The 26,085-nt window shown below is 73.0% G+C and carries 23 protein-coding genes and 1 tRNA gene; 20 read left to right on the top strand and 4 right to left on the bottom strand.

What is annotated here, in order from left to right:
* Positions 1–61 precede the first annotated feature (61 nt).
* The 6 genes from ACI79T_RS11770 (at position 62) to clpX (ending at position 6,348) form a co-directional block, all read left to right on the top strand.
* Positions 62–1,516 carry an amidase gene (locus ACI79T_RS11770; protein ID WP_456610248.1) on the top strand — a complete coding sequence of 485 codons (1,455 nt, stop codon included), beginning with the start codon at positions 62–64 and terminating at the stop codon, positions 1,514–1,516.
* 50 nt (positions 1,517–1,566) lie between these two features.
* Positions 1,567–1,643, top strand: a tRNA-Pro gene (locus ACI79T_RS11765).
* A 128-nt stretch (positions 1,644–1,771) separates the two neighbouring features.
* Positions 1,772–3,235: a trigger factor gene (tig, locus tag ACI79T_RS11760; RefSeq protein ID WP_456610247.1), complete on the top strand. Its 1,464-nt coding sequence runs from the start codon at positions 1,772–1,774 to the stop codon at positions 3,233–3,235.
* Between the two features lie 249 nt (positions 3,236–3,484).
* Positions 3,485–4,123, top strand: a complete 639-nt coding sequence (locus ACI79T_RS11755; RefSeq protein WP_456610246.1) for an ATP-dependent Clp protease proteolytic subunit — start codon at positions 3,485–3,487, stop codon at positions 4,121–4,123.
* Between the two features lie 19 nt (positions 4,124–4,142).
* The gene (locus ACI79T_RS11750; RefSeq protein ID WP_456610245.1) at positions 4,143–4,775 is read left to right on the top strand and encodes an ATP-dependent Clp protease proteolytic subunit; all 633 of its coding nucleotides are present in this window, start codon (positions 4,143–4,145) and stop codon (positions 4,773–4,775) included.
* Positions 4,776–5,073: 298 nt separating this feature from the next.
* On the top strand, positions 5,074–6,348 hold the full coding sequence (gene clpX, locus ACI79T_RS11745) for an ATP-dependent Clp protease ATP-binding subunit ClpX (RefSeq protein ID WP_456610244.1): 1,275 nt from the start codon (positions 5,074–5,076) through the stop codon (positions 6,346–6,348).
* Between the two features lie 149 nt (positions 6,349–6,497).
* Here clpX and ACI79T_RS11740 read toward each other — a convergent pair whose 3' ends face one another.
* Positions 6,498–7,424: a DUF559 domain-containing protein gene (locus tag ACI79T_RS11740; protein ID WP_456610243.1), complete on the bottom strand. Its 927-nt coding sequence runs from the start codon at positions 7,422–7,424 to the stop codon at positions 6,498–6,500.
* Between the two features lie 158 nt (positions 7,425–7,582).
* On the opposite strand from ACI79T_RS11740, the gene ACI79T_RS11735 reads away from it, so the two are divergent.
* On the top strand, positions 7,583–8,110 hold the full coding sequence (locus tag ACI79T_RS11735) for a DUF1697 domain-containing protein (RefSeq protein WP_456610242.1): 528 nt from the start codon (positions 7,583–7,585) through the stop codon (positions 8,108–8,110).
* Positions 8,111–8,134: 24 nt separating this feature from the next.
* Here the strand turns inward: ACI79T_RS11735 and valS are convergent, their stop codons facing one another.
* Complete coding sequence (gene valS, locus ACI79T_RS11730; RefSeq protein WP_456610241.1) at positions 8,135–10,720, bottom strand: valine--tRNA ligase; 2,586 nt, start codon at positions 10,718–10,720, stop codon at positions 8,135–8,137.
* Positions 10,721–10,802: 82 nt separating this feature from the next.
* On the opposite strand from valS, the gene ACI79T_RS11725 reads away from it, so the two are divergent.
* From ACI79T_RS11725 to ndk, 4 genes are read left to right on the top strand one after another with little or no spacing between them, the layout of a single operon-like run.
* On the top strand, positions 10,803–11,258 hold the full coding sequence (locus tag ACI79T_RS11725; RefSeq protein ID WP_456610240.1) for a YccF domain-containing protein: 456 nt from the start codon (positions 10,803–10,805) through the stop codon (positions 11,256–11,258).
* Positions 11,259–11,279: 21 nt separating this feature from the next.
* Positions 11,280–12,635, top strand: a complete 1,356-nt coding sequence (locus ACI79T_RS11720) for a bifunctional folylpolyglutamate synthase/dihydrofolate synthase (protein WP_456610239.1) — start codon at positions 11,280–11,282, stop codon at positions 12,633–12,635.
* Complete coding sequence (locus ACI79T_RS11715; RefSeq protein WP_456610238.1) at positions 12,632–13,036, top strand: DUF4233 domain-containing protein; 405 nt, start codon at positions 12,632–12,634, stop codon at positions 13,034–13,036. The genes ACI79T_RS11720 and ACI79T_RS11715 overlap by 4 nt, the downstream gene beginning before the upstream one ends.
* An 11-nt stretch (positions 13,037–13,047) precedes the next feature.
* A complete protein-coding gene (ndk, locus tag ACI79T_RS11710) occupies positions 13,048–13,458 on the top strand; it encodes a nucleoside-diphosphate kinase (RefSeq protein WP_456610237.1) in 411 nt (136 codons plus the stop codon).
* A gap of 78 nt (positions 13,459–13,536) precedes the next feature.
* On the opposite strand, the gene ACI79T_RS11705 is transcribed toward ndk, so the two are convergent.
* Both ACI79T_RS11705 and ACI79T_RS11700 read right to left on the bottom strand, forming a co-directional pair.
* Complete coding sequence (locus ACI79T_RS11705) at positions 13,537–14,043, bottom strand: hypothetical protein (RefSeq protein WP_456610236.1); 507 nt, start codon at positions 14,041–14,043, stop codon at positions 13,537–13,539.
* Entirely contained in the window at positions 14,040–14,306 is a 267-nt protein-coding gene (locus ACI79T_RS11700) for a helix-turn-helix transcriptional regulator (RefSeq protein WP_269190804.1), read from the bottom strand. The genes ACI79T_RS11705 and ACI79T_RS11700 overlap by 4 nt, the downstream gene beginning before the upstream one ends.
* 158 nt (positions 14,307–14,464) lie before the next feature.
* Between ACI79T_RS11700 and ACI79T_RS11695 the strand changes: the two genes are divergently transcribed.
* The 9 genes from ACI79T_RS11695 to ACI79T_RS11655 all read left to right on the top strand — a co-directional run bounded on the left by ACI79T_RS11695 (position 14,465) and on the right by ACI79T_RS11655 (position 26,083).
* A complete protein-coding gene (locus ACI79T_RS11695) occupies positions 14,465–16,387 on the top strand; it encodes a TIGR03960 family B12-binding radical SAM protein (RefSeq protein ID WP_456610235.1) in 1,923 nt (640 codons plus the stop codon).
* Complete coding sequence (locus ACI79T_RS11690) at positions 16,387–17,154, top strand: TIGR03936 family radical SAM-associated protein (protein WP_456610234.1); 768 nt, start codon at positions 16,387–16,389, stop codon at positions 17,152–17,154. Before ACI79T_RS11695 ends, ACI79T_RS11690 begins: the two co-directional genes overlap by 1 nt.
* A 317-nt stretch (positions 17,155–17,471) precedes the next feature.
* Positions 17,472–20,663 carry an Rne/Rng family ribonuclease gene (locus ACI79T_RS11685; protein WP_456610233.1) on the top strand — a complete coding sequence of 1,064 codons (3,192 nt, stop codon included), beginning with the start codon at positions 17,472–17,474 and terminating at the stop codon, positions 20,661–20,663.
* Positions 20,664–20,882: 219 nt separating this feature from the next.
* Positions 20,883–21,194 (top strand): 50S ribosomal protein L21, encoded by a 312-nt coding sequence (gene rplU / locus ACI79T_RS11680; RefSeq protein ID WP_346622596.1) that lies wholly within the window; start codon positions 20,883–20,885, stop codon positions 21,192–21,194.
* A 7-nt stretch (positions 21,195–21,201) separates the two neighbouring features.
* Complete coding sequence (rpmA, locus tag ACI79T_RS11675) at positions 21,202–21,459, top strand: 50S ribosomal protein L27 (protein WP_456610232.1); 258 nt, start codon at positions 21,202–21,204, stop codon at positions 21,457–21,459.
* Between the two features lie 108 nt (positions 21,460–21,567).
* Positions 21,568–23,151, top strand: coding sequence for a GTPase ObgE (gene obgE, locus ACI79T_RS11670; RefSeq protein ID WP_456610231.1), 1,584 nt, complete (start codon positions 21,568–21,570; stop codon positions 23,149–23,151).
* Positions 23,148–24,269: a glutamate 5-kinase gene (gene proB, locus ACI79T_RS11665; RefSeq protein WP_456610230.1), complete on the top strand. Its 1,122-nt coding sequence runs from the start codon at positions 23,148–23,150 to the stop codon at positions 24,267–24,269. The genes obgE and proB overlap by 4 nt, the downstream gene beginning before the upstream one ends.
* Before the next feature lie 30 nt (positions 24,270–24,299).
* Entirely contained in the window at positions 24,300–24,782 is a 483-nt protein-coding gene (locus ACI79T_RS11660; RefSeq protein ID WP_456610229.1) for a peptide deformylase, read from the top strand.
* 47 nt (positions 24,783–24,829) lie between these two features.
* Positions 24,830–26,083, top strand: coding sequence for a glutamate-5-semialdehyde dehydrogenase (locus tag ACI79T_RS11655; RefSeq protein WP_456610228.1), 1,254 nt, complete (start codon positions 24,830–24,832; stop codon positions 26,081–26,083).
* Positions 26,084–26,085 lie beyond the last annotated feature (2 nt).

The raw sequence follows: 26,085 nt of genomic DNA, 5'->3' as shown, positions 1-26,085 counted from the left end.
GGGTCGGGCCCGGGTTCGTCCGCACCAGTTCGTGCTCGTCGCTGCCGCTAACGTGCGCCGCGTGACCGAGACCACGTGGCTCGACGCCACCGCGCAGGCCGAACTGGTGCGCACCGGGCAGGCGAGCCCCGCCGAGCTCGTGGACGCGGCGATCGAGCGCATCGAGCGGGTCGACCCGCAGCTCGACGCGGTGGTCCGGGACCGCTTCGACGCCGCCCGCGAGGAGGCCCGCGGCGAGCTGCCGCCCGGCCCGTTCCGCGGCGTCCCGCTGCTGCTCAAGGACCTCGGCTGCCACGTCGCCGGCGAGCGGACCGACTACGGCACCTCTTTTCTCCGGGACGCCGGCTACCGCTGGCCCACCGACAGCTACCTGGCGCAGCGCTTCCGGGCGGCGGGCTTCGTCGTCGTCGGCCGCACCACCGTGCCGGAGTTCGGGACGACGATCACCTCGGAGCCGGCGGCGAACCCCCCGGCGCGGAACCCGTACGACACCGACCGCTCCACGGGCGGCTCCAGCGGCGGGTCCGCGGCCGCGGTCGCCGCCGGCCTGGTCCCCGTCGCGCACGCCAACGACGGCGGCGGATCGATCCGCATCCCGGCCGCCGAGTGCGGTCTGGTCGGCCTGAAGCCCACCCGGGCCCGGGTCAGCCAGGGACCGGACGTGGGGGAGGGGTGGGCCGGCGCCACGATCGACGGCGTCGTCACCCGCTCGGTGCGGGACACCGCCGCCGTCCTCGACGTCCTCGCCGGGCCGATGCCCGGCGACCCCTACGCCGCCCCGCCGCTGCCCCGTCCGCTCGCCGAGGAGGTCGGCGCACCCGTGGGCCGGCTGCGGGTCGGCCTGCTCGACGCGGACCCGGGGGAGCAGTACCTCGACGACCCCGCCTGCCGGGCCGCCGTGGAGCAGGCCGGGCGGCTGCTGGCGAGGCTGGGCTGCGACGTCGAGCCGGGGACGCCGGGGGCGATGTTCGACCCGCAGTTCCCGCGCTTCTTCACCACCACGATCGCCGCCGACATCGCCCTCACCCTCTCCGGGCTCGAGCGCGGAGCCGTCGGCCGCCCGATCGAGGACGGCGAGCTCGAGCCGCGCAACGCCATGTACCGCGCCGTGGGTCGCAAGCTGTCGGCCGAGGACTACGTCGGGGCGCGGCAGTGGCTGGGGTCGTGGACCCGCCGGATGGCCGCCTTCTGGACGCCGCGGGAGGAGGGCGGGCAGGGGTTCGACCTGCTGGTGACGCCCACGATCGCCGCCCGGCCACCGGAGCTCGGCTGGTTCACCGCGGCCGGTCCGAAGCAGGAGGGCCGGCGGATCAACAGCCTGATGCCCTGCACGTCCCAGTTCAACGTCACCGGTCAGCCGGCGATCAGCCTGCCGCTGCACTGGACCGAGGAGGGGCTCCCGATCGGCGTCCAGCTGGTCGCCGCCTTCGGCCGGGAGGACGTCCTGGTCCGGGTGGCTGCCGCGCTGGAGGAAGCGGCGCCGTGGGCGGATCGCCGTCCTGGGGTGTCCGCCTGACGGGTTCCGGGGAGGGAACCCCGGCGGAGCCGCCTAGACTCGGCCCGCCACGGGGTGTGGCGCAGCTTGGTAGCGCACCTGCTTTGGGAGCAGGGGGCCGCAGGTTCAAATCCTGTCACCCCGACCAGACGAGCGGGATGCGCGCATCCCGCCACCGCGCGCATGCCCCCGACGTCTCTAGACTCGGGGGTCGACCCGGTGTCACGGACCCCGCGGGCGCCCACAACCGCTGTCTTATCGAGGAGCACTGCCGCTGTGAAGAGCACCATCGAGGAACTGGGCCCCACGCGGGTCCGGATGGCGATCGAGGTGCCCTGGGGGGACCTGGACCACGCTTTCGGTGAGGTCTACAAGGAGCTGGGCAAGCAGGTGCGCGTCCCCGGGTTCCGCCCCGGCAAGGTGCCCAACCGGGTGCTCGACCAGCGCATCGGCCGCCCCGTCGTCCTGGAGCAGGTCGTCCAGCACGCCGTCCCGGAGGTCTACTCCGAGGTCATCCGCGAGAACCAGGTGCGCGTGCTCGGCCAGCCCGAGATCGAGGTCACCCGCCTCGACGACGGCGACACCCTCGCCTTCACCGCCGAGGTCGACGTCGCCCCGCAGCTGGAGCTCCCGGCCCTGGACGACCTCGCCGTGACCGTCGACGACGTCGAGGTCACCGACGAGGAGATCGACCAGCAGGTCACGGTCATGCGCGAGCGCTTCTCCATGCTGACCGGCGTCGAGCGCGCCGCGCAGGACGGCGACTTCGTCTCCATCGACCTGGAGGCCAAGCTCAACGGCGAGGTCCTCGAGGACGGCTCCACGACCGGCATGTCCTACGAGGTCGGCTCCGGCAACCTCATGGAGGGCCTGGACGACGCCGTCCGCGGGCTCTCGGCCGACGAGTCGAAGACCTTCCAGACCGCGCTGCTCTCGGGCCCCGACGCCGGCGAGCAGGCCGACGTCACCGTCACCGTCCGCTCGGTGAAGGAGAAGGAGCTGCCGGAGCTGGACGACGAGTTCGCCCAGACCGCCAGCGAGTTCGACACCCTGGACGAGCTGCGCGAGGACGTCCGCACCCGCCTGGCCCGCTCCAAGGTGATCCAGCAGGGCGCGCAGGCGCGCGACAAGCTGGTCGAGCACCTGCTCGAGACCGTCGAGGTGCCGATCCCGGAGAACCTGGTCCAGCGCGAGGTCGAGTGGCGCAACCAGGCCTTCGAGCGCGAGCTCCAGCAGGCCGGCATGGACTGGGACGCGTTCCTCAAGATGTCGGGCGTCGAGAGCCGCGAGGAGTACGACGCCGAGCAGCAGAAGAACGTCGAGGAAGCGGTCAAGACGCAGTTCATCCTCGACGCGATCGCCGACGCCCGTGAGGTCACCGTCGCCAACGACGACCTCTCGGCGCAGATCATGGCCCAGGCCCAGCGCAGCCGGATGAGCCCGGAGCAGTTCGCCCAGCAGCTGCAGCAGGGCGGCAACATCGCCGAGTTCGTCGCCGACGTCCGCCGCACCAAGACGCTGGCCCAGCTGCTCGAGCAGACGACGATCACCGACGCGTCGGGCAACCCGGTCGACCTCGAGGCGCTGCGCCCGAAGACGGTGCAGGCCCCGGCCGACGACGAGGCCGCCGAGGACACCACCGAGGCAGCCCTGGCCGACGGCGACATCGGCGTCCAGGCCGTCGCGACCGAGGCCGCCGAGGGCGCTACCGAGAACACCGAGGACGTCGACAAGGCCTGATCCGCGGGTCCCACCACCGACGACGCCGTCCTCCCTACCGGGGAGGGCGGCGTCGCCGCGTTCCCCGGGGTCCAGCGCTGCGCCGACGGCGAACACCGCCCGTACGGGGACTGTCGCGTCGGAGGTCCGCGTTAGGGTCGACAGGACTCAGGCGATCGCCGGGAGGTAGCCCCTCCCGGAGGGCCGTTCCGGGCCCCGCACCACACGAGAACGACTGCCACGACGCGTCCTACGGAGGTCACCGCACCCGTGAGCACCACCGACCCGATCCTGGCGAGCGCACCCTTGATGCGCGGCGCCGGCGGCATGATGAACCTCGGCGACTCGGTCTACGAGCGCCTGCTGCGCGAGCGGATCATCTTCCTGGGCACCCAGGTGGACGACGTCATCGCCAACCAGCTGGTCGCCCAGATGCTGCTGCTGTCGGCCGAGGACCCCAAGCAGGACATCCACCTCTACATCAACTCGCCCGGTGGCTCGGTCACCGCGGGCATGGCCATCTACGACACGATGCAGTTCATCGACTGCGACGTCGCCACCTACGGGATGGGCCTGGCCGCCTCGATGGGCCAGTTCCTGCTGACCGCCGGCACAAAGGGCAAGCGCTACGCCCTGCCGCACGCGCGGATCCTGATGCACCAGCCCTCGGCCGGCGTCGGCGGCACGGCCTCCGACATCGCCATCCAGGCCGACCTGTTCCGGCGGACCAAGCAGGAGCTGTCGGAGCTGCAGGCGCAGCTCACCGGGCAGACCGTCGAGCGGATCCTCGAGGACTCCGACCGCGACCGCTGGTTCACCGCGCAGGAGGCCCTGGAGTACGGCTTCGTCGACCACGTCGTCAGCAGCGCCACCATGACCGACAGCGCCAACCCGGTCTCCGACAACTGAGCAGCGAGGACTGACGAACATGAGCGGTTTCCAGCTGCCTTCGAGCCGGTACATCCTGCCCTCCTTCGTGGAGCGCACGAGCTACGGCATGAAGGAGTCCAACCCCTACAACAAGCTCTTCGAGGAGCGGATCATCTTCCTCGGGGTGCAGGTCGACGACGCGTCGGCCAACGACGTGATGGCGCAGCTCATCACGCTCGAGTCCGCCGACCCGGACCGCGACATCACCATCTACATCAACTCGCCCGGTGGCTCGTTCACCTCGCTGATGGCCATCTACGACACGATGATGTTCGTCCGGCCCGACATCCAGACCGTCTGCATGGGCCAGGCCGCCTCGGCCGCCGCCGTCCTGCTGGCGGCCGGCACGCCGGGCAAGCGCCTGGCGCTGCCCTACTCCCGCGTGCTGATCCACCAGCCCTCCGGCGAGTCCGGTGGCCAGGTCTCCGACCTGGAGATCCACGCCGCCGAGATCGAGCGGGTGCGGGTGCAGATGGAGGAGATCCTGGCCCGGCACACCGGCCGCAGCCAGGAGCAGGTCCGCAAGGACATCGACCGCGACAAGATCCTCACGGCCGCCGAGGCCAAGGAGTACGGGATCGTCGACCAGGTGATCCAGAGCCGGAAGCTCAACGCCCTCCCCACTCCGTGATCCGGTACGGGCCGGGGGCGCGCGCGTCGCGTCTCCGGCCCGTACCGTCGGAGGTCTGAGGGCACGGCGGGACAGAAGTGGAAGAGCCTCGGGCGTTCCGGGTGAGTCATTGCCCGGCCCCGCCGGAGGCGGCGGGTACGTTCGGCGAACGCCCGATCCCCGGCCGGAAGTGCTGGGAGGAGAGCCTCGCGGGGCAGCCTGTCAGCGAGGTCGAGCAAGGGCGCAAGACAACCAAGCAGGGTCCAACCCGCGGGTACCTGACACCAGGACCGGCGACTGTCGAGGTGGAGGTCAGCAGGTGGCACGAATCGGTGAGAGCGGTGATCTGCTCAAGTGCTCGTTCTGCGGCAAGAGCCAGAAGCAGGTCAAGAAGCTCATCGCTGGCCCCGGGGTCTACATCTGCGACGAGTGCATCGACCTCTGCAACGAGATCATCGAGGAAGAGCTCTCCGAGTCGTCGGACCTGAAGTTCGACGAGCTGCCCAAGCCCAAGGAGATCCACGACTTCCTCGACCAGTACGTCATCGGTCAGGACAAGGCCAAGCGGACGCTCTCGGTCGCGGTCTACAACCACTACAAGCGGATCCAGGCCGGCGGCGACCGCGCCAACCGTGAGGACGCCGTCGAGCTGGCGAAGTCCAACATCCTGCTGATCGGCCCCACCGGCTGCGGCAAGACCCACCTGGCGCAGACGCTGGCCCGGATGCTGAACGTCCCGTTCGCCATCGCCGACGCCACCGCGCTCACCGAGGCGGGCTACGTGGGTGAGGACGTCGAGAACATCCTCCTCAAGCTGATCCAGGCCGCCGACTACGACGTCAAGCGGGCCGAGACCGGCATCATCTACATCGACGAGGTCGACAAGATCGCCCGCAAGAGCGAGAACCCGTCGATCACCCGCGACGTCTCCGGCGAGGGCGTGCAGCAGGCGCTGCTGAAGATCCTCGAGGGGACGACGGCGTCGGTGCCGCCGCAGGGCGGGCGCAAGCACCCGCACCAGGAGTTCATCCAGATCGACACGACGAACGTGCTGTTCATCGTGGGTGGTGCATTCGCCGGCCTGGAGCAGGTCATCGAGGCACGCGCCGGCAAGCAGGGCATCGGCTTCGCCGGGGAGATCCGCGGCAAGCAGGAGATCGAGGACGCCAACGCGTTCGCCGAGGTCATGCCCGAGGACCTGCTGAAGTTCGGCATGATCCCCGAGTTCATCGGCCGCCTCCCGGTCATCACCAGCGTCCGCAAGCTGGACCGTCAGGCGCTGATCAACATCCTGACCCAGCCGAAGAACGCCCTGGTGCGCCAGTACCGGAAGCTGTTCGAGCTCGACGGCGTGGAGCTGGAGTTCACCGACGACGCGCTCGAGTCGGTCGCCGACCAGGCGATCCTCCGGGGCACCGGCGCCCGCGGGCTCCGGGCGATCATGGAGGAGGTGCTCCAGTCGGTCATGTACGACATCCCCAGCCGTGAGGACGTCGCCTCCGTGGTGATCACCAAGGAGGTCGTGCTGGAGCACGTCAACCCGACCATCGTGCCGCGCAAGCCCTCCCGCGCCCCCCGCGAGAAGTCGGCCTGACCTCCCGCTGACCAGCCAGCGAGCCCGTCCCCGGAACCGGGGGCGGGCTCGCTGCGTCTCAGGGCACGTTGCCGGGCCGCCGACACCAGCAGTGCCGCCCGTTACGCGGACTGCTGGTGGAGCGATGACCCTGACGAGGACATTCGCGCTCATCGAATGCCCTCCTGAGGGACATTGCCGAGGCGACGGCTGTAGGTCCGCGCGATCTGGGCGCGGCAGCCTGCCGGGTCCGAGGTCGCCCGTCGGTAGCTGAAGCGCAGGGTCTGCCAGCCGAGGACAGCGAGTGCGGCGTCCCGGCGCAGGTCCCGTTCCCGCGCCTCCTCGGAGCTGTGGAAGGCGGCGCCGTCCAGCTCGACCGCCAGCAGCACCTCGGGCCAGGCGGCATCGAGGAGAACGGGCCCGTCGGGCAGGTGCACCTGGTGCTGGCGCCGGCACTCCGGCAGCCCGGGAACGGTGAGGATCTCCCTGAGGCCGAAGATCTCCAGCTCGCTGTGGCTCCCGCCGGCGACCAGCCCGAGCAACTCGTGCAGCGCCGCCCGCCCGGGCAGGTTGGGGCGGCGGTCCAGCTCGGCGGCCACCTGGGCCGGTTGCACGTTCCGTCGCTGCACCGCGCGCAGCACCGCTCCGCGGGCCAGGCCGGGAGAGGCCCGCATTGCCGTCGCGCGGTGCGCGTCGCCCCAGGTGTCCACGAGCGCCCGGCTCACCGGCGTCGCGACCAGGCCTCGCGCGGTGGCCAGCCCGAAGGGCATCCGGCTCCGGTGGACGCGCAGCCACCGTGACGACCGCACTCTCGATCCCGGTGGCACCGTGACGTCCAGCCGGGTGTACTCGTCCCCGAGGCCGTGGACGGCCAGCGCGCTCCAGTGGCTGAGCGGCCCCCCGCAGTAGGACGCGGCTGCGTGGGCACGCACCGTCCAGTCGTCGACGAGTTCGGGGACCGTGACCCAACCGGGGTGCAGAAGGACGAGGCGGCCGGCGGCGAGCCAGCGCCCGATCGTGCGCGGCGCGACGAACCGCGACAGGGCAGCCGTCGACGACACGCGGGTGGGGCCGAGCAGCTCGAGGACGTCGTGCACGGCCACAGCGTGGGGGCAGAAAGGCTTACGTCGGGGCGGGGCGGCTGATGCTGTGGACAAGCTTGCAGACGTTGTCCCGGGGGCGGGCATTCCGGCGGGCAGGATGTCGCGGTGAGGGACACCGTTGCCGGCCTGGAACGGGGGCTAGCGTCCACGGGGTGACGCGGTACGTGGCCCTGCTGCGGGCGATCAACCTGGGGGCGACCCGCCGGGTGTCCATGCCGCGGTTGCGCGAGGTACTCGCCGAACGCGGCCACGGCGCCGTCCGCACGCACCTGGCCAGCGGCAACGTGCTGCTCGACAGCGGGCTGACCGAGCCCGAGTTGGCGGCCGAGCTCACCCGGGTCATCGGCGAGGAGTTCTCCCTCGACGTCCCCGTCGTCATCCGGACGGCGGACGAGCTGGCCGACGTCGTCGCCGCGGACCCGCTCGGCCACGTCGCCAGCGACCCGGCCCGCTACTCCGTCACCTTTTTCCCGGAGGCCCCGCACCCCGACCGGGTGGCGGCGCTCCCGCCCGCCGACGGCGGCGCGTACGAGCTCCGCGGCCGCGAGCTCTACCTGTGGCTCCCCGACGGCATGCAGCGCAGCGCCATGGGCGGGTGGAAGTGGGACCGGCTGCTCGCGAGCGCGGGCACCAACCGCAACTGGAACACGGTCACGAAGCTAGCCGAGCTGGCCCGCTGAGGCCGTCGCAGCACTGTGCGCGGATCAGGCCTCCGGCGCCGCAGCCAGGACGACGTCGACGCGCAGCGGGCCCTCGCCGGACACCACGGTCAGCGTCTGGATCCGGCCGGCGTCGGTGAGGTCACCCCGGGCGGCCTCGACCGCGGCGAGCCGCGCCTCGGGCACGGTCACCGTCGCCGACTCGACGTCGGTGCGCATCGAGGTCTTCGCGTCCGACTTCGCCTTGCGGACCAGCGACAGCACCTCGGCCGCGGCCGTCACCACGGCCGGGTCGCCGCCGGTGGGCAGCTCCGTCGCGGTCGGCCACAGCGCCCGGTGCACCGAGCCGGTCTGCCACCACGACCAGACCTCCTCGGTCACGAACGGCAGCACCGGGGCGAACAGCCGCAGCTGCACCGACAGCGCGAGGGCCAGGGTGGCCTGGGCCGAGGCGGCGCCGTCACCGGTGCCGTAGGCGCGGGTCTTCACCAGCTCCACGTAGTCGTCGCAGAACGACCAGAAGAAGGTCTCGGCGACCTCGAGGGCGCGGGTGTAGTTGTAGGCCTCCATCGCCGCGGTCGCCTCGTCGACGACCTGGGCCAGCGACGCGAGCAGGCCGCGGTCGATGGGCTCGGTCACGGCCGCGGGGGACAGGTCGGTCGAGGCGCCCAGCCCGAGCACGAACTTGCCGATGTTGAGCACCTTCATGGCCAGCCGGCGGCCGACCTTCATCTGCGCCTCGTCGAACGGCGAGTCCGCTCCCGGGCGGGCGCCGGCCGCGCGCCAGCGGACGGCGTCGGTGCCGTACCGCTCCAGGACGTCGATCGGCGTCGTCGCGTTGCCCTTGGACTTCGACATCTTCTTGCGGTCGGGGTCGACCACGAAGCCGGAGATGGTGGCGTGCGTCCAGGGCACCGCGCCGTGCTCGAAGTGCGCGCGGACGACCGTGGAGAACAGCCAGGTGCGGATGATGTCGTGCGCCTGCGGCCGCTGGTCCATCGGGAAGACCTTGGCGAACAGCTCCGGGTCGGTGTCCCAGCCCGAGGCCACCTGCGGGGACAACGACGACGTCGCCCAGGTGTCCATGACGTCGGGGTCGGCCATGAAGCCGCCCGGCTTCCCGCGCTGCGACTCGTCGAAGCCCGGGGGCACGTCGGAGGACGGATCGATGGGCAGGGACGCCTCGTCGGCGAGGATCGGCTCGTCGTGGACCGGCTCACCGGCCTCGTCGAGCCGGTACCAGACCGGGAAGGGGACGCCGAAGAAGCGCTGGCGGCTGATCAGCCAGTCGCCGTTGAGGCCCTCGACCCAGTTGTCGTAGCGGTGCCGCATGTGCTCGGGCACCCACTGGATCTCCCGGCCGCGGGCCAGCAGGGCTTCGCGCAGGTCGGCGTCCCGGCCGCCGTTGCGGATGTACCACTGCCGCGTGGTGACGATCTCCAGCGGGCGCTCGCCCTTCTCGAAGAACTTCACCGGGTGGGTGATCTGCTTCGGGTCTCCCTGCAGGTCGCCGGACTCCCGCAGCAGCTCCACGATCCGCTGCTGCGCGGAGAACACCGTCTTGCCGGCCAGCTCGTCGTAGGGGTGCGTGGGGACGTCGGCGGGCGGGTCGGCCAGCAGCCGGCCGTCCCAGCCGATGATCGCCCGGGTGGGCAGCTGCAGCTCGCGCCACCAGGTGACGTCGTTGAGGTCGCCGAAGGTGCAGATCATCGCGATGCCCGAGCCCTTGTCCGGCTCGGCGAGGCGGTGGGCGACCACGGGCACCTCGACGCCGAACAGCGGCGTCGTGACCGTCTTCCCGAACAGCGGCTGGTAGCGCGCGTCGTCGGGGTGGGCGACCAGCGCGACGCAGGCCGGGAGCAGCTCGGGGCGGGTGGTCTCGATGAAGACCGGGCCCTCGGGGCCGGCGAAGGCGATCCGGTGGTAGGCGCCGGGACGCTCCCGGTCCTCCAGCTCGGCCTGGGCGACGGCGGTGCGGAAGGTGACGTCCCAGAGGGTCGGCGCCTCCTGCGCGTACGCCTCGCCGCGGGCCAGGTTGTGCAGGAACATCTTCTGCGCGGTGGCCCGGGAGGACTCCGAGATCGTCCGGTAGACGTTCGACCAGTCCACCGACAGGCCGACGCGGCGCCAGAGCTTCTCGTACTCCGCCTCGTCCTCGGCGGTCAGGCGCTCGCACAGCTCGACGAAGTTGCGGCGGGAGAGCGGCAGCTGGTTCTTCTCCGGCTTGGCCGGCGGCTCGAACGAGGGGTCGTAGGAGAGCGCGGGGTCGCAGCGCACGCCGTAGTAGTTCTGCACCCGGCGCTCGGTCGGCAGGCCGTTGTCGTCCCAGCCCATCGGGTAGAAGACGTGCTTGCCGCGCATCCGCTGGTAGCGGGCGACGATGTCGGTGTGGGTGTAGCTGAAGACGTGGCCCACGTGCAGCGAGCCGCTGGCGGTCGGCGGGGGAGTGTCGATCGACCAGATCTGCTCGCGCGGCGCCTGCAGCGCGGCCTCGCGGTCGAAGCCGTAGGTGTCCTCGGACGCCCAGCGGGCGACCCACTTCTCCTCGAGGCCGTCGATCGACGGCTTCTCCGGTACGCCGACGGTCGCAGCCGGGGCAGTGGTGTCCGGGGCGGCGGTGTCGGGAACCATGTCGCACATCCTAGGAAGGCGCGGCAACGCGGTTCCGCGCACGCCGGGGGAACCGTGCGCCGGCGTCGTCCGTCAGCCTGACGTGGACACGCTGCGCCTGCTGCTCAACCTCGTCTGGCTGCTGCTGCAGGGCTGGATCCTCGCGCTCGCCTACCTGCTGGCCGGGGTGCTGGCCTGCCTGCTGGTCGTGACCATCCCGTTCGGCATCGCCTCGTTCCGGCTGGCGGCCTTCGTCGTCTGGCCCTTCGGCCGGACGACGGTGCGCGCACCCGGTGCGGGCGTGGCGTCGGCGATCGGCAACCTGCTCTGGTTCCTCGTCGCCGGCTGGTGGCTGGCGGTCATCCACATCATCGCGGGCATCGGCTTCTGCCTCACGATCATCGGCATCCCCTTCGGTGTGGCCTCGTTCAAGCTGGCCGCCGTCGGGCTCTTCCCGTTGGGCAAGCGGGTGGTGGAGACCGCCCCGCCGCGGGACTGGCTGCACGCGGGCGGCGGCGTGGTGGACGGCGCGCCCCGGCGGCGCGTGGGGGCGTACTGAACAACTGGCATCCTGGGCAGGATGAGCAACGGCAGCACCGGTGACATGGCCCGGGTCGAGAACGAGCTGCTGGCCCGCTGGCCGGAGAGCCGCCTGGAGCCCTCGCTCACCCGCATCAGCGCCCTCGTGGACCTGCTCGGGTCGCCGCACCGGGCCGCTCCGGTGATCCAGGTGGCGGGCACGAACGGCAAGACGACGACGGCGCGGATGATCGACGAGCTGCTGCGCGGCTTCGGCCTGCGGGTCGGCCGCTTCACCAGCCCGCACCTGCAGTCGATCCGGGAGCGGATCGTGCTCGACGGCGAGCCGGTGAGCGCGGAGCGCTTCGTCGAGACCTACGACGACATCGCGCCCTACGTGCAGATGGTCGACGCCGCCGGCGAGATCCCGATGAGCTTCTTCGAGGTCATGGTCGGCATGGCCTACGCGCTCTTCGCCGACGCCCCGGTCGACGTCGCGGTGATCGAGGTCGGCATGGGCGGGACGTGGGACGCCACGAACGTCGCCGACGCCCGGGTCGCCGTCGTCACGCCGGTGGCCCTGGACCACGCCGAGTACCTCGGCCCCGACGTCGGCACCATCGCCGGCGAGAAGGCCGGGATCATCACCGGCGACGCGATCGCCGTCCTCGCCCACCAGGAGCCGGCCGCGCTCGACGCGCTGGTCCGCCGCGCCGTCGAGGCCGACGCCGTCGTCGCCCGCGAGGGCACCGAGTTCGGCGTCCTGGAGCGGAAGGTCGCCGTCGGCGGGCAGCAGGTCCGGCTGCAGGGTCTGGGCGGCGAGTACGAGGAGATCTTCCTGCCGCTGTTCGGTGCCCACCAGGCGCAGAACGCGGTGACGGCGCTCGCCGCGGTCGAGGCCTTCCTCGGTGCGGGCGCCGCCACCGGGCCGATCGAGCAGGAGACCGTCCGGGCCGCGTTCGCCGCGGTCCGCTCGCCCGGCCGGCTCGAGCGGCTCCGCACCAGCCCGACGGTGCTCGTCGACGCCGCGCACAACCCGGCCGGCATGACCGCGACCGTGGCGGCGCTCCGGGAGTCCTTCGACTTCACCCGCCTGGTCGGGGTGGTCGGCGTCGTGCAGGGCAAGGACGTTCCCGGGATGCTGGCCGCGCTGGAGGAGGTCTGCGCCGAGCTCGTCGTCACCCAGAACGGCTCGCCGCGGGCCATGCCCGCCGACGAGCTGGGTGCCCTGGCCGTCGACGTCTTCGGCGCCGACCGGGTCAGCGTCTCCCCGCGCCTGGGGGAGGCGATCAGCGAGGCGATCGAGCTGGCCGAGGCCGGCCCGGACGACGCCCTCGGCGGCTCGGGCGTGCTCGTCACCGGCAGCGTCGTCACCGCGGGCGAGGCGCGCTCCCTCCTCGCGCGGGGGTCGCGGTGACCGCGCCGGAGCCGCTGCGTGCGGCGAAGGCGCTGCGCGGCGCCGCGGCCGCGGTGCTGGTCCTGGAGGGCATCGCGGTCCTGTTCGTGCCCCGGGCCATCGCGCAGACCGAGGGCGGGCTCGGCGGCCGGCTGTGGGTGCTCCTCGGGCTCGCCGTCGTCCTGATCCTGGCCAGCGGCATCCAGCGCAGGGAGCGCGGCCTGGTCATCGGCACCGCCCTGCAGCTGCCGCTGCTGCTCACCGGGCTCTACACGAACGCCATGTGGTTCGTGGCGGGGGCGTTCCTGCTCATCTGGATCTACCTCCTGCAGGTCCGCAAGCAGCTGCTCGGCACCGCCTTCGGCCCCGTGCGGGCCCCGGACCCGGCCGACGGCGCAGGCGGCCCCACGGCCACCCCGTAGGCTGCCGCCCCGTGACCGAACGCACTCTCGTCCTCGTCAAGCCCGACGGCGTCTCCCGCGGCCTGGTCGGCGAGGTGATCACGCGGCTCGAGCGCAAGGGCCTGCGCCTGGTCGCCGCCGAACTGCGCACCCTCGACCGCGAGACCGCCGAGACCCACTACGCCGAGCACCGCGAGCGGCCGTTCTTCGCCGACCTCGTCGAGTTCATCACCGGCGGGCCGCTCATGGCGCTGGTCGTCGAGGGGCCGCGGGCCATCGAGGCGTTCCGCGCCCTGGCCGGCGCCACCGACCCGGTGAAGGCCGCCCCCGGCACCATCCGCGGCGACTTCGCCCTCGAGGTGCAGAACAACATCGTGCACGGCTCCGACTCGCCCGAGTCCGCCGCGCGCGAGGTGACGCTCTTCTTCCCCGACCTGGGCTGAGTCCCCCTGGCAAAGGAGGCTATGCCTACGGGATCGACGCCGAAGCCGTAGGCATAGCCTCCTTCGCCTGCGAACTGGTCAGAGGTCGGCGTCGGCCGGCTCCTCGGGGGCGGTCCAGGCCAGGTGCCAGTAGGGCAGCAGGCCGGCGGTGAACCAGAGCAGGAACCCGAGGTACAGCGCCAGCGGCACGTGCCCGGTGAGCGCGACGACGGCGACGGCGCCGCTCCACGACGCGAAGTGCAGGGCGGTGGCCGGCCAGGCCATCCCGGTGAAGGACCGGTCGCGCAGCCGGCGCTGGTGCTCGTCCAGCGAACGGACGCTGCGGTCGAACACGCCCCGGATGCCGGCGTTGAGAAGCGAGTGCAGCGGGATGAAGCCCAGCAGTCCGACGGTCATGACGACGAAGTAGGTCGTCGTCCAGCCGACGTCCGTCGCGGCGGCGGTGACGGTTGCCGAGATCAACGCCGACAGGAGCGCCGCCTGCGCGATGACCGCGCGCCGACGGACCCGCACCGTGCGCGCCCAGGCCCAGCGTCCGTCCTCGAAGTTCCGGGCGAGGTAGGTCTGGTCGGGGGAGATGCTCATGACGTCCTCCTGAGGAGTTCCTCGCTGAGCGAGGGCAGCGGATCGAGCGAGAACACCGCCTCGACCGGCAGGTCGAAGAAGCGGGCGATGCGCAGGGCCAGGGCCAGCGACGGGCTGTAGTCGCCGCGCTCCACGTAGCCGATCGTCTGCGGGTGGACGCCGACGGCGTCCGCGAGCTCCTTGCGGCTCACGCCGCGGTCGGCCCGGAGCACCGCGATGCGGTCGTGGACCTTGTCCGCCTCGGACTTCGGCTGTCGTCCCATGCGATGAACCATAGCATTATTGCTACGAAAGCTGTCAAGCAACGACGGCGGAGCGCTGCTGCGCGAGGCCGCCCGGCGGCGTGGGCGAGGGCCGGCGGGGGAACTCCCCACTCGGCGAGGGGTGGGGCCGCGCGCGGGCCGTCTACCCTGGACCGGTCATGACTGGTGAGACTCTGTACCCCCGCCTCGAGCCGCTGCTGGCCCAGATCCAGAAGCCGATCCAGTACGTCGGGGGTGAGCTCAACGCCCAGCTGAAGCCGTGGGAGTCCGTGGACGTCCACTGGGCGCTCATGTACCCCGACGCCTACGAGGTGGGGCTGCCCAACCAGGGGCTGATGATCCTGTACGAGGTGCTCAACGAGCGCCCCGACGCCCTGGCCGAGCGCACCTACGCCGTCTGGCCCGACCTCGCCGCGCTGATGCGCGAGCACGGCGTCGGCCAGTTCACCGTCGACGGCCACCGCGCCGTCCGGGACTTCGACGTGCTCGGCGTCAGCTTCGCCACCGAGCTCGGTTACACCAACCTGCTCGAGGCGCTCGACCTCGCCGGCGTGCCGATCCACGCCGTCGACCGCGACGAGACCCACCCGGTCGTGGTGGCCGGCGGGCACGCCGCCTTCAACCCCGAGCCGGTCAGCGACTTCGTCGACTGCGCCGTGCTGGGCGACGGCGAGCAGGTCGTCGGCGACATCACCGACGTCGTCAAGGCGTGGAAGGCGCAGGGCCGCCCGGGCGGCCGCGAGGAGCTGCTGGCCCGCCTCGCCCGCGTCGACGGCGTCTACGTGCCCCGCTTCTACGCCGTCAGCTACGGCCCGGACGGCGCCATCGCCGCGGTCGCCCCGACCCGGGACGACGTCCCGGCGAAGGTCGGCAAGCGCACCGTGATGGACCTCGACGAGTGGCCCTACCCCAAGCAGCCGCTGGTCCCGCTCGCGGAGAGCGTGCACGAGCGGATGAGCGTGGAGATCTTCCGCGGCTGCACCCGCGGCTGCCGCTTCTGCCAGGCCGGCATGATCACGCGCCCCGTGCGCGAGCGGACCATCACCGGCATCGGGTCGATGGTCGACGCCGGCCTCAAGGCGACCGGCTACGAGGAGGTCGGCCTGCTCAGCCTCTCCAGCGCCGACCACTCCGAGATCGGCCAGCTGGCCAAGGAGCTCGCCGACCGCTACGAGGGCACCAACACCGGCCTGAGCCTGCCGTCGACCCGCGTGGACGCCTTCAACGTCACGCTGGCCAACGAGCTGTCCCGCAACGGGCGACGCAGCGGCCTCACCTTCGCCCCCGAGGGCGGCAGCGAGCGGATCCGCCGGGTCATCAACAAGACGGTGTCCAAGGAGGACCTCGTCCGCACGGTGACCACGGCCTACGCCAACGGCTGGACGCAGGTGAAGCTCTACTTCATGTGCGGGCTGCCGACCGAGACCGACGAGGACGTCCTGGAGATCGCCGAGCTGGCGGTCGAGGTGATCCGGGCCGGCCGCGAGGCCAGCGGCCGCAAGGACATCCGCTGCACCGTCTCCATCGGTGGCTTCGTGCCCAAGCCGCACACCCCGTTCCAGTGGGCCGCCCAGGCCAGCGCCGAGACGATCGACCACCGGCTGCGGGTGCTGCGGCAGGCGATCAACGCCGACCGCCGCATCGGCCGCTCCATCGGCCTGCGCTACCACGACGGCAAGCCGGGCGTCATCGAGGGACTGCTGTCCCGGGGTGACCGCCGCGTCGGCCGGGTCATCGAGCGCGTGTGGCGCGAGGGCGGGAAGTTCGACGGCTGGAGCGAGCACTTCTCCTACGACCGCTGGACGCAGGCCGCCGCCGAGGAGCTCCCCGCGTTCGGCGTCGACCTCGACTGGTTCACCACCCGGGAGCGCACCGAGCACGAGATCCTGCCCTGGGACCACCTGGACTCCGGACTGGACAAGGAGTGGCTCTGGGAGGACTGGCAGGAGGCCCTCTCCGAGGAGGAGGTCGCCGACTGCCGGTGGACTCCCTGCTACGACTGCGGCGTCTGCCCGACCATGGGCACCGAGATCCAGATCGGGCCGACCGGGCGCAGCCTGATCCCGCTCACCGTCGTCTGATGGCCCGCCAGCCCGAGGGCCCGCCGCCGCCGCCCACCGTGCAGAAGCTGCGCATCCGCTACGCCAAGCGGGGTCGGCTCCGGTTCGCCTCGCACCGCGACCTGGCGCGCGCCCTGGAGCGGGCGCTGCGCCGGGCCCAGGTGCCCATGGCGTTCTCCGCCGGGTTCAGCCCGCACCCGAAGATCTCCTACATCGGGGCCGCGCCCACCGGGTCGGCCAGCGAGGCGGAGTACCTGGAGATCGGCGTCGCGATCCGCTGCGACCCCGAGGCCGTGCGGGTCGCGCTGGACACCGCGCTGCCGCCCGACGTCGCCGTCCTGGAGGTCGTGGAGGCGCAGGAGGGGACCGGCTCCCTGGCCGAGCGGATCGACACCTCGGTGTGGCGGGTCGAGCTGCCCGGCGTGGCGCTCGCGGAGCTGCAGCCTGCCGTGGAGAAGTTCCTCGCCAGCGAGGTCGTCACGGTCGCCAAGCGGACCAAGAACGGCCTCAAGGACATCGACGCCCGCCCCGCCGTGGCCGCCGCATCGGCTGCCGAGGAGGCAGGTTGTGCCATACTGCACATGGTCGTCCGGCAGGTGACGCCCGCCGTACGACCCGACGACGTGTTGGCCGCCCTGGCTGCTGTTGCCGACCTGCGCCCGCCGTTGCCCCCCCGGGCCGTGCGTGAGGCGCAGGGCCGGCTCGACGACACCGGGACCGTGGCCGATCCGCTCGGACCCGACCGCGCGGCGCGCGCTCCCGTACCGGGAGAACACGCAGCGGTCTGACCGATGGATCCCTCCGGGGCCCGCGCCGTCGCAGCGACACGGCTGCCAGACGTGACGCACCCGCTCCGGGTCACCCCGATCCGGACGACGCAGACCACCGCACCACCCGCACCACCGCACCCGGCGTCACCGGGCGCGGGCACCACCGCAGTCCGGCTCCTCGCCGCGGCAACCGTCGCGCGGGAGCCGCCCACAGACTTCGCAGGGCGAGCCAGTCCGCCGTACCCAGCGCGGCAGCCCGCCCCGCCCCAACCCCGTGCTCCTGCGCGGCCGCCAGCACATGGCGCCCGGGAGCACATGAGGAGGCGAGAGCCCTCGTGGCTGACACCGACCACCCGACCACCGAGACCGACGAGACCCAGGGAGCCGGCGTCCCGGCGGGCACACCGCAGCCCGCCGGGGCCGAGGTGACCGGCATCCCGGCGACCTCCGACGAGGGGGCGCCCGCCGAGGACGCCGAGCAGCCGGCCGAGGACGCCGAGCAGCACGCCGAGCCCCCGGCCGACGAGGCGGAGGGCGCCGAGGCCGAGGAGCCCGCGCCCTCCCGGTTCGGCGCCCAGTTCAGCTCCCCGGAGCCCACGGCCGTCGTCGCCCGCCCCCGCCGGCGGGCGACCCGGCCGGTCGCCGCCGCCGACCCCGACCCGGTCGAGGCCGTCGCCCCCGCACCCGCGGCGCCGGTCCCGGCCTTCATCAGCTTCATGGCCCCGCCCGTGGACGTCCCGCCGGCGCCGCGCCGGCGCAGCCGCCGACCGGCGGAGTCGCCCGACCCCGAGGCGCTCGAGGACCGCACCGCCGACAGCGGCGAGGAGACCGAGGACGAGGCGCCCCGCTCCCGCCGCAACCGCTCGCGCCGCCGGGCCGCCGAGGAGCAGCCGGCGCGCGACGAGAGCGACGTCGTCGAGGACGAGCAGGCCGAGGACACCGACGAGAACGACGAGTCGGGCGAGGACAACGGCTCGTCGGCCAGCCGCCGTCGCCGCCGGGGCCGTCGTGGCCGGGGCCGTGGCCGCAGCGGCGAGGACTCCGCCGACACCGACGACGAGGACACCTCCGAGCGTCCGGGCGCCGACAGCGACGACGACGACACCACCGACGCCGCCGAGGAGTCGGCCGAGAGCGACGAGGACACCGACGACGAGGGCTCGACCGGATCGGGCACCCGGCGTCGCCGCCGTCGCCGTCGCCGCAGCGGCAGCTCGGGGGGCGAGGACTCCTCCGACGACACCGACGACGACGACCGCCCCGAGCGGGCCGGCCGCAACGGCCGCAGCACCAGCGACGACGACGTCCGCGGCATCGCCGGCTCCACCCGGCTGGAGGCCAAGCGCCAGCGCCGCCGGGACGGCCGGGACACCGGGCGCCGTCGCCAGCCGATCCTCACCGAGTCGGAGTTCCTCGCCCGCCGCGAGGCCGTGGACCGCAAGATGGTCATCCGGCAGCGCGGCGAGCGGACCCAGATCGCCGTCCTCGAGGACGACATCCTGGTCGAGCACTACGTGACCCAGGCGTCGGCCACCTCCTTCGCCGGCAACGTCTACCTCGGCCGGGTGCAGAACGTGCTGCCCAGCATGGAGGCGGCGTTCGTCGACATCGGCAAGGGCCGCAACGCCGTCGTCTACGCCGGTGAGGTCAACTGGGACGCCGCCGGGCTCTCCGGCAAGCAGCGCTCCATCGAGCAGGCGTTCAAGTCCGGCGACAAGATCCTGGTGCAGGTCACCAAGGACCCGATCGGCCACAAGGGCGCCCGCCTCACCCAGCAGATCAACCTGCCCGGCCGCTTCCTGGTCTACGTGCCCGGTGGCTCGATGACCGGCATCAGCCGCAAGCTGCCCGACACCGAGCGCCAGCGGCTCAAGGACATCCTCAAGCGGATCGTCCCGGACGACGCCGGCGTGATCATCCGGACCGCCGCGGAGGGCGCCTCGGAGGAGGAGCTCACCCGCGACGTCAACCGGCTGAAGGCGCAGTGGGAGGTCATCAAGCAGAAGTCCGAGTCGACGTCGAACGCGCCGACGCTGCTCTACGGCGAGCCGGACCTGGCCATCCGGGTGATCCGCGATGTCTTCAACGAGGACTTCAAGGAGCTCGTGATCCAGGGCGACGACGCCTGGGACACCGTCGAGGCCTACGTCGCGCACGTCTCCCCGGAGCTGACCGGGCGGCTGACCCGCCACACCGGTGAGGGCGACGTCTTCCGCGACCTGCGGATCGACGAGCAGCTGACCAAGGCGCTGGACCGCAAGGTGTGGCTGCCCTCGGGTGGCTCGCTGGTGATCGACCGGACCGAGGCCATGACCGTGGTCGACGTCAACACCGGGAAGTTCACCGGCTCGGGCGGCAACCTCGAGCAGACCGTGACGCGCAACAACATGGAGGCGGCCGAGGAGATCGTCCGCCAGCTCCGGCTGCGCGACATCGGCGGCATCATCGTCATCGACTTCATCGACATGGTGCTCGAGAGCAACCGCGACCTCGTGCTGCGGCGGCTGACCGAGTGCCTGGGCCGCGACCGCACCAAGCACCAGGTCGCCGAGGTCACCTCGCTCGGCCTCGTGCAGATGACCCGCAAGCGCGTGGGGCAGGGCCTGCTGGAGGTCTTCTCCGAGGCGTGCGAGCACTGCCGCGGGCGCGGGATCCTGGTGCACCTCGACCCGGTGGACGAGAAGCGCCGGAGCGGCGGCTCGGGCGGCAACGCCTCCGCCGGGAAGGACTCCGCCGGGAAGGACTCCGGTGGCCGGGATTCGGGCGGCCGGGACTCCGGCGGCGGCAAGGACACCGGGAACGGGCGCAACCGCGGCAACGGCGGCGGCAAGGACGCCGGGAAGGACGCCCCCGCCAAGGACGCGCCCGCCGCGGAGGCCGAGGAAGCCACCCAGCCGGCTGCGGCCGACGCGTCCGCCGGTGACGGCGAGGCGCCCGAGGGCGGCCGCAGCGGAGGGCGCCGCGGCCGCGGCCGCCGCAACCGCGGGCAGTCCGGCGAGGAGCGCGCGGCCGAGGACGCCGCCGTCCTCGCCGGGACCCGCGCCGACGAGGACGCCCCGGCGGGGGAGCCCGCCGCCGACGGCTCGGCGGAGACGGTGGAGGACGTCGCCCCGGAGGCGGCTCCCGCGCCGGCCGAGGCCGAGCGGTCCGGCGCGCCGGAGGCCCCGGCCGGGTCGGACCAGGCAGCCGTCCCGGAGGCGCAGCCGGTCGACCCGCCGGTGACGACGGTCGAGCCGCTGCCCGAGACCGCACCGGTCCCGGTGCCGACGGCGGAGACCGACTTCGACGACGTGCTGCCGGCCGGCGAGGTCGGCGCGGTCGAGGCGCCGGAGCAGAACGCGATGCCGATCACCCCGGCCACGACGACGGCCGACGTCGTCCCCGGTGGGGTGGCGCACGCCGCCGGCGCCGGGCCCGACGGCCGGCCGTCCGCCGACCCGTCGGCGGGCGACGGGGAGCCGCCCGCGGCTCCCTCCCGACCGCGTCGCCGGCGGGCCGCCAGCCGCCCGGCGGGCCCGCCCGCCTGAGGATCGACCCCCTCCTCACCGGGTGGGGAGGGGGTGCCCGGGGGCACGTCGACCCGTCGACCGCTCTCGGGTACGCTGGACGGGTTGCTGCGCCACCGCGCAGGCGCCTCCGGGTGCCGCCGGAAAGGTGTGGGCAGCCCGTCCAAGCACCCGGCGCCCGTTCCGGTCGTGCGCGCCGGACACAGAGCTTGACGTGAAGAAGCGAACGAGGAGTCAGTGGTGTACGCAGTTGTGAAGGCCGGTGGCAGCCAGCACAAGGTGGCCGTGGGCGACACGTTCACGATCAACCGCCTGCAGGGTGCGGCGGGCGACAGCGTCGCCCTCCCGGCCATCCTGCTGGTCGACGGGGACACCGTCACCAGCGATGCGGCGGCTCTGGCCAAGGTGACCGTGACCGGTGAGATCGTCGAGCACGCCAAGGGCCCGAAGATCCACATCCACAAGTTCAAGAACAAGACCGGCTACCACAAGCGGCAGGGGCACCGTCAGCCCCTGACCAGCGTCGTGGTCCGCGACATCTCGAAGGGCTGACGCTGACATGGCACACAAGAAGGGCGCCTCGTCCTCCCGCAACGGCCGCGACTCGAACGCGCAGCGCCTCGGCGTCAAGCGCTTCGGTGGTCAGGTCGTGAAGGCCGGCGAGATCATCGTCCGCCAGCGCGGGACCCACTTCCACCCGGGTCTCGGCGTCGGCCGCGGCGGCGACGACACGCTGTTCGCCCTCGCGCCCGGCTCGGTCACCTTCGGCACGCGGCGGGGACGCAAGACCGTCTCCATCTCCGCGGTCGAGGCCTGATCCCCAGTAGCAGTTCCGCTCACGAGCGCACGGGCCGACCGGCCCGTGCGCTCGTGGCGCTTGACAGGTAGGTAGGAGGCGGCGCGGACCCAGGTCCGCTCGGTACACATGGCCGCTTTCATCGACCGCGTCACCATCCACGTCGCCGCCGGCAACGGCGGGCACGGCGTGTCCTCGGTGCATCGCGAGAAGTACAAGCCGCTCGGTGGGCCCGACGGGGGCAACGGCGGGGACGGCGGCGACGTCGTCCTCGAGGTCGACCCCAGCGTGCACACCCTGCTCGACTTCCACCACCGCCCGCACCAGAAGGCGGCCAACGGCCGTCCCGGCGCGGGCAGCAACCGGCACGGCGCCCGGGGCGAGGACCGCGTGCTGCGGGTTCCCGAGGGCACCGTGGTCAGCACCGCCGACGGCCGGGTCATCGCCGACCTCATGGGCAACGGCACCCGCGTCGTCCTGGCGCACGGCGGCAAGGGCGGCCTGGGCAACGCGGCGCTGGCGAACTCCCGCCGCAAGGCCCCGGGCTTCGCGCTGCTCGGCGAGCCGGGGGAGACCCTCGACGCCGTCTTCGAGCTCAAGAGCGTCGCCGACGTCGGTCTGGTCGGCTTCCCGTCGGCCGGCAAGTCGTCGCTGATCGCCGCGATGTCGGCGGCCCGGCCGAAGATCGCCGACTACCCGTTCACCACGCTGGTGCCCAACCTGGGCGTGATCCGCTCGGGCGACACGGTCTACACGATGGCCGACGTCCCCGGGCTCATCCCCGGTGCGTCCACCGGCAAGGGGCTGGGCCTGCAGTTCCTCCGCCACGTCGAGCGGTGCGCCGTCCTGGTGCACGTCGTCGACATGGCGACGATCGAGCCCGGCCGTGACCCCGAGAGCGACATCGAGGCGCTGGAGCACGAGCTCGCCGAGTACGGCGGCGACGAGCTCGACCTGGTCGGGCGGCTGCGGATCGCCGTGCTGAACAAGATCGACGTCCCCGACGGCCGGGAGCTGGTCGACCTGGTGCGCGCCTCGCTGGAGGAGCGCGGGCTGCAGGTGTTCGCGGTCAGCGCCGCGACGGGGGAGGGGCTGGCCGCCTTCGGGTACGCGCTGGCCGCCGCCGTCGAGGAGCACCGGGCCTCGCTGCCCGAACCGGAGCCGGTGCGCGTCACCCTCACCCCGCGCGCGGTGGACGACTCCGGCTTCACCGTGGAGCGCGACGCCGACGACCCGGACGCGTTCGTCGTGCGGGGCGTCAAGCCCGAGCGCTGGGTGCGCCAGACCGACTTCACCAACGACGAGGCCGTGGGCTTCCTCGCCGACCGGCTCAACCGCCTCGGCGTCGAGGAGGAGCTGGCCAAGGCCGGGGCCCGCGAGGGCGACGCCGTCACCATCGGCGACGTCACCTTCGACTGGGCGCCGACGCTGCCCGCCGGCAGCCTCACCGTCGAGGAGTCCGCCGGCCTGGGCGGCCGCGGCACCGACAACCGGCTGGAGAGCAACGAGCGGATCGGTGCCGCCGAGCGGCTGGCGGCCAAGCGCGCCCGCCGGACGCCGTTCGAGCTGTCCGAGGGCGGCTGGACCGACGAGGACCTGCCGGTCCTCGACGGCGGCGACCCGGACGACGACCTGGACGACGAGGACGTCGACGGCGCGCGCGGGGCCGACCAGGACCCGGAGGACGACGAGCAGGCGGACGGCCCGCGGTGACCGACGCTGCGCGTCCCGGGATCGCCGGGGCCGGCCGGGTCGTGGTCAAGGTCGGCTCCTCGTCGCTGACCACCCTGCCCGGGGGCCTGGACGTCGACCGGCTCACCGCGCTGGTCGACGTGCTGGCGGCCGTCCGAGCCTCCGGCCGCGAGGTCGTGCTCGTCTCCTCGGGGGCGATCGCGGCCGGCCTCGCGCCGCTGGGGCTGGACGGGCGCCCGCGTGATCTCGCGACCGCCCAGGCGGCGGCCAGCGTCGGTCAGCTCCGCCTGGTGCAGACCTACGCCGACGCCTTCGCCCGGCACGGGATCACCGTCGGCCAGGTGCTGCTCACCGCCGACGACCTGACCCGGCGCAGCCACTACCGCAACGCCCACCGGACGGTGGAGCGGCTGCTGTCGCTCGGCGTGCTGCCGATCGTGAACGAGAACGACACGGTCGCCACCGAGGAGATCCGGTTCGGCGACAACGACCGGCTGGCGGCCCTGGTCGCGCACGTCGCGCAGGCCGGGGCGCTGGTGCTGCTCTCCGACGTCGACGGCGTCTACGACGGCGACCCGCGCACCGGGCCCGCGCAGCTGGTGGACACCGTGCGCGACCCCGCCGACCTCGCGGCGGTCACCCTCGGCTCGGCCACCCGCAACGGCGTCGGCACCGGCGGGATGGCCACCAAGGTGGAGGCCGCCTTCATCGCCGCGCACGCCGGCGTGCCCGTCGTCGTCACCTCCACCCCGCGGGCCGGTGACGCGCTGGCCGGCGGCCGGGTGGGCACGCTCTTCGCACCGATGGGGAAGCGGCCCAGCGCCCGGCAGTTCTGGCTGCGCTACGCCAGCCGGCCGCGGGGCCGGCTGATCCTGGACGAGGGCGCGGTCGTCGCCCTCCGGGACCGGCACGCCTCGCTGCTGGCCGCCGGCATCACCGGGACCGCCGGGGAGTTCCTCGCCGACGACCCGGTCGAGCTGGTCGGCCCCGACGGCGTCGTCGTCGCCCGCGGGCTGGTCGCCTACGACGCCCGCGAGATGCCGGCCCTCCTGGGGCGCAAGACCGGTGACCTCCCGCCGGAGCACCGCCGGGAGGTCGTGCACCGCGACGAGATGGTGCTGGTCGGACGCCTGCGCTGAGCGCCGCGGCCCGGCTGAGAGACTGACCGGGTGACGATCCGCCCCATCCGCGAGCTCGGTGATCCCGTGCTGCGCACCCCCTCCGACCCGGTCCGGGCCTTCGACGGCTGGCTGGCCACGCTGGTCCGCGACCTCGAGGACACCGTGGACCACCCCGGGCGAGCCGGGGTGGCGGCGCCGCAGATCGGTGTCAACGTGCGGGCCTTCTCCTACAACATCGACGGCGTCATCGGGCACATGGTCAACCCGGTGATCGTCGAGCGGTCCGAGGAGATCCAGGACGGCGACGAGGGCTGCCTGTCCGTGCCGGGCATCTGGGCCCCCACGGTCCGCGCGATGCGCTGCGTCGCCGAGGGCTTCGACGTCGACGGCAAGCCGCTGCGGCTGGAGGGGGAGGGGCTGATGGCCCGCTGCCTGCAGCACGAGGTCGACCACCTCGACGGCAAGGTCTTCCTCGACCGGCTCACCGGCGACGCCCGGAAGTCGGCCCTGCGGGCGCTGCGCGACCGCTGAGCCCGCGACGGGCGCGCTCCGTCGGAGGCCCCGCGTAGCCTGGCGTCGTGTCCGACGTCTCCGGCCTGCCGCTGATCGGTGCCGCCGCGCTGCGTGCGCGGTCGGCCGCCCGGGTGCTGCGCACCCTGCCCACCGACACCAAGGACGCCGCGCTGACGGCGATGGCCGAGGCGCTGGTCGAGCGGACCGAGGAGATCCTGGCCGCGAACGCCGCCGACGTCGACGCCGCGCGGGCCGACGGCACACCGGAGGCGATCCTCGACCGGCTCCGCCTGGACCCCGCCCGGGTGGCCGGGGTCGCCGACGCGTTGCGCCAGCTGGTCGCGCTGCCGGACCCGGTGGGCGACGTCGTCCGCGGCTCCCGGCTGGCCAACGGCCTGGAGCTCAAGCAGGTCCGCGTGCCGCTCGGCGTCGTCGGCATCGTGTACGAGGCCCGGCCCAACGTCACCGTCGACGCCGCGGGCCTCTGCCTCAAGAGCGGCAACGCGGCGCTGCTCCGCGGCTCCGCCTCGGCCTTCCGGACCAACACCGCGCTGATCGCCGTCCTCACCGATGCCGGCGAGAAGGCCGGCCTGCCGGCCGGGTTCGTCGAGCTGCTGCCCGCCGACCGCGCCTCGGTGGGCGAGCTGCTGAGCGCCCGGGGGCACGTCGACGTGGTGATCCCGCGCGGCGGTGCCTCGCTGATCCAGCGGGTCGTGCGCGAGTCCCGGGTGCCGGTCATCGAGACCGGCGAGGGCAACTGCCACGTCTACGTGGACGCGTCCGCTGACCCCGCGATCGCCGAGGCGGTCGTGCTCAACTCCAAGACCCACCGGGTGAGCGTCTGCAACTCCGCCGAGACGCTGCTGGTGCACAAGGACGTGCCGTTCCTGCCGCGGCTGCTGGCCGCGCTGGCCGGCAGCGGCGTGACGCTGCACGGTGACGAGGCCGCCCGGTCCGCCCACGACGGCGTCGTGCCGGCCACCGACGAGGACTGGGCGACCGAGTACCTGTCGATGGACATGGCCGTGCGGATCGTCGACGACCTTCCGCAGGCGCTGGACCACATCGCGCGGTGGAGCACCGGCCACACCGAGGCGATCGTCGCCGACTCGGCCCGCGCCATCGCCGACTTCACCGCAGGCGTGGACGCCGCCGCGATCCTGGTCAACGCCTCCACCCGGTTCACCGACGGGGGCGAGTTCGGCTTCGGTGCCGAGATCGGCATCTCGACCCAGAAGCTGCACGCCCGGGGCCCGCTCGGCCTGCCCGAGCTGACCTCCACCACCTACGTCGTCACGGGGTCCGGCCACACGCGCTGATC

This window comes from Blastococcus sp. SYSU DS0619, from assembly GCF_054051035.1.
Note: the sequence above shows the minus strand (reverse complement) of the source record. Positions and strands in the feature narration are given on the sequence as shown.

What these genes read in the sequence shown, in the direction of transcription:
- ACI79T_RS11705 (WP_456610236.1), bottom strand. Translation starts at nt 14,043, where the DNA reads ATGAGCATCTCCCCCGACCAGACCTACCTCGCCCGGAACTTCGAGGAC.
- ACI79T_RS11720 (WP_456610239.1), top strand. Translation starts at nt 11,280, where the DNA reads ATGAGCAACGGCAGCACCGGTGACATGGCCCGGGTCGAGAACGAGCTG.
- ACI79T_RS11690 (WP_456610234.1), top strand. Translation starts at nt 16,387, where the DNA reads ATGGCCCGCCAGCCCGAGGGCCCGCCGCCGCCGCCCACCGTGCAGAAG.
- ACI79T_RS11750 (WP_456610245.1), top strand. Translation starts at nt 4,143, where the DNA reads ATGAGCGGTTTCCAGCTGCCTTCGAGCCGGTACATCCTGCCCTCCTTC.
- ACI79T_RS11700 (WP_269190804.1), bottom strand. Translation starts at nt 14,306, where the DNA reads ATGGGACGACAGCCGAAGTCCGAGGCGGACAAGGTCCACGACCGCATC.
- obgE (WP_456610231.1), top strand. Translation starts at nt 21,568, where the DNA reads ATGGCCGCTTTCATCGACCGCGTCACCATCCACGTCGCCGCCGGCAAC.
- ACI79T_RS11695 (WP_456610235.1), top strand. Translation starts at nt 14,465, where the DNA reads ATGACTGGTGAGACTCTGTACCCCCGCCTCGAGCCGCTGCTGGCCCAG.
- rpmA (WP_456610232.1), top strand. Translation starts at nt 21,202, where the DNA reads ATGGCACACAAGAAGGGCGCCTCGTCCTCCCGCAACGGCCGCGACTCG.
- valS (WP_456610241.1), bottom strand. Translation starts at nt 10,720, where the DNA reads ATGGTTCCCGACACCGCCGCCCCGGACACCACTGCCCCGGCTGCGACC.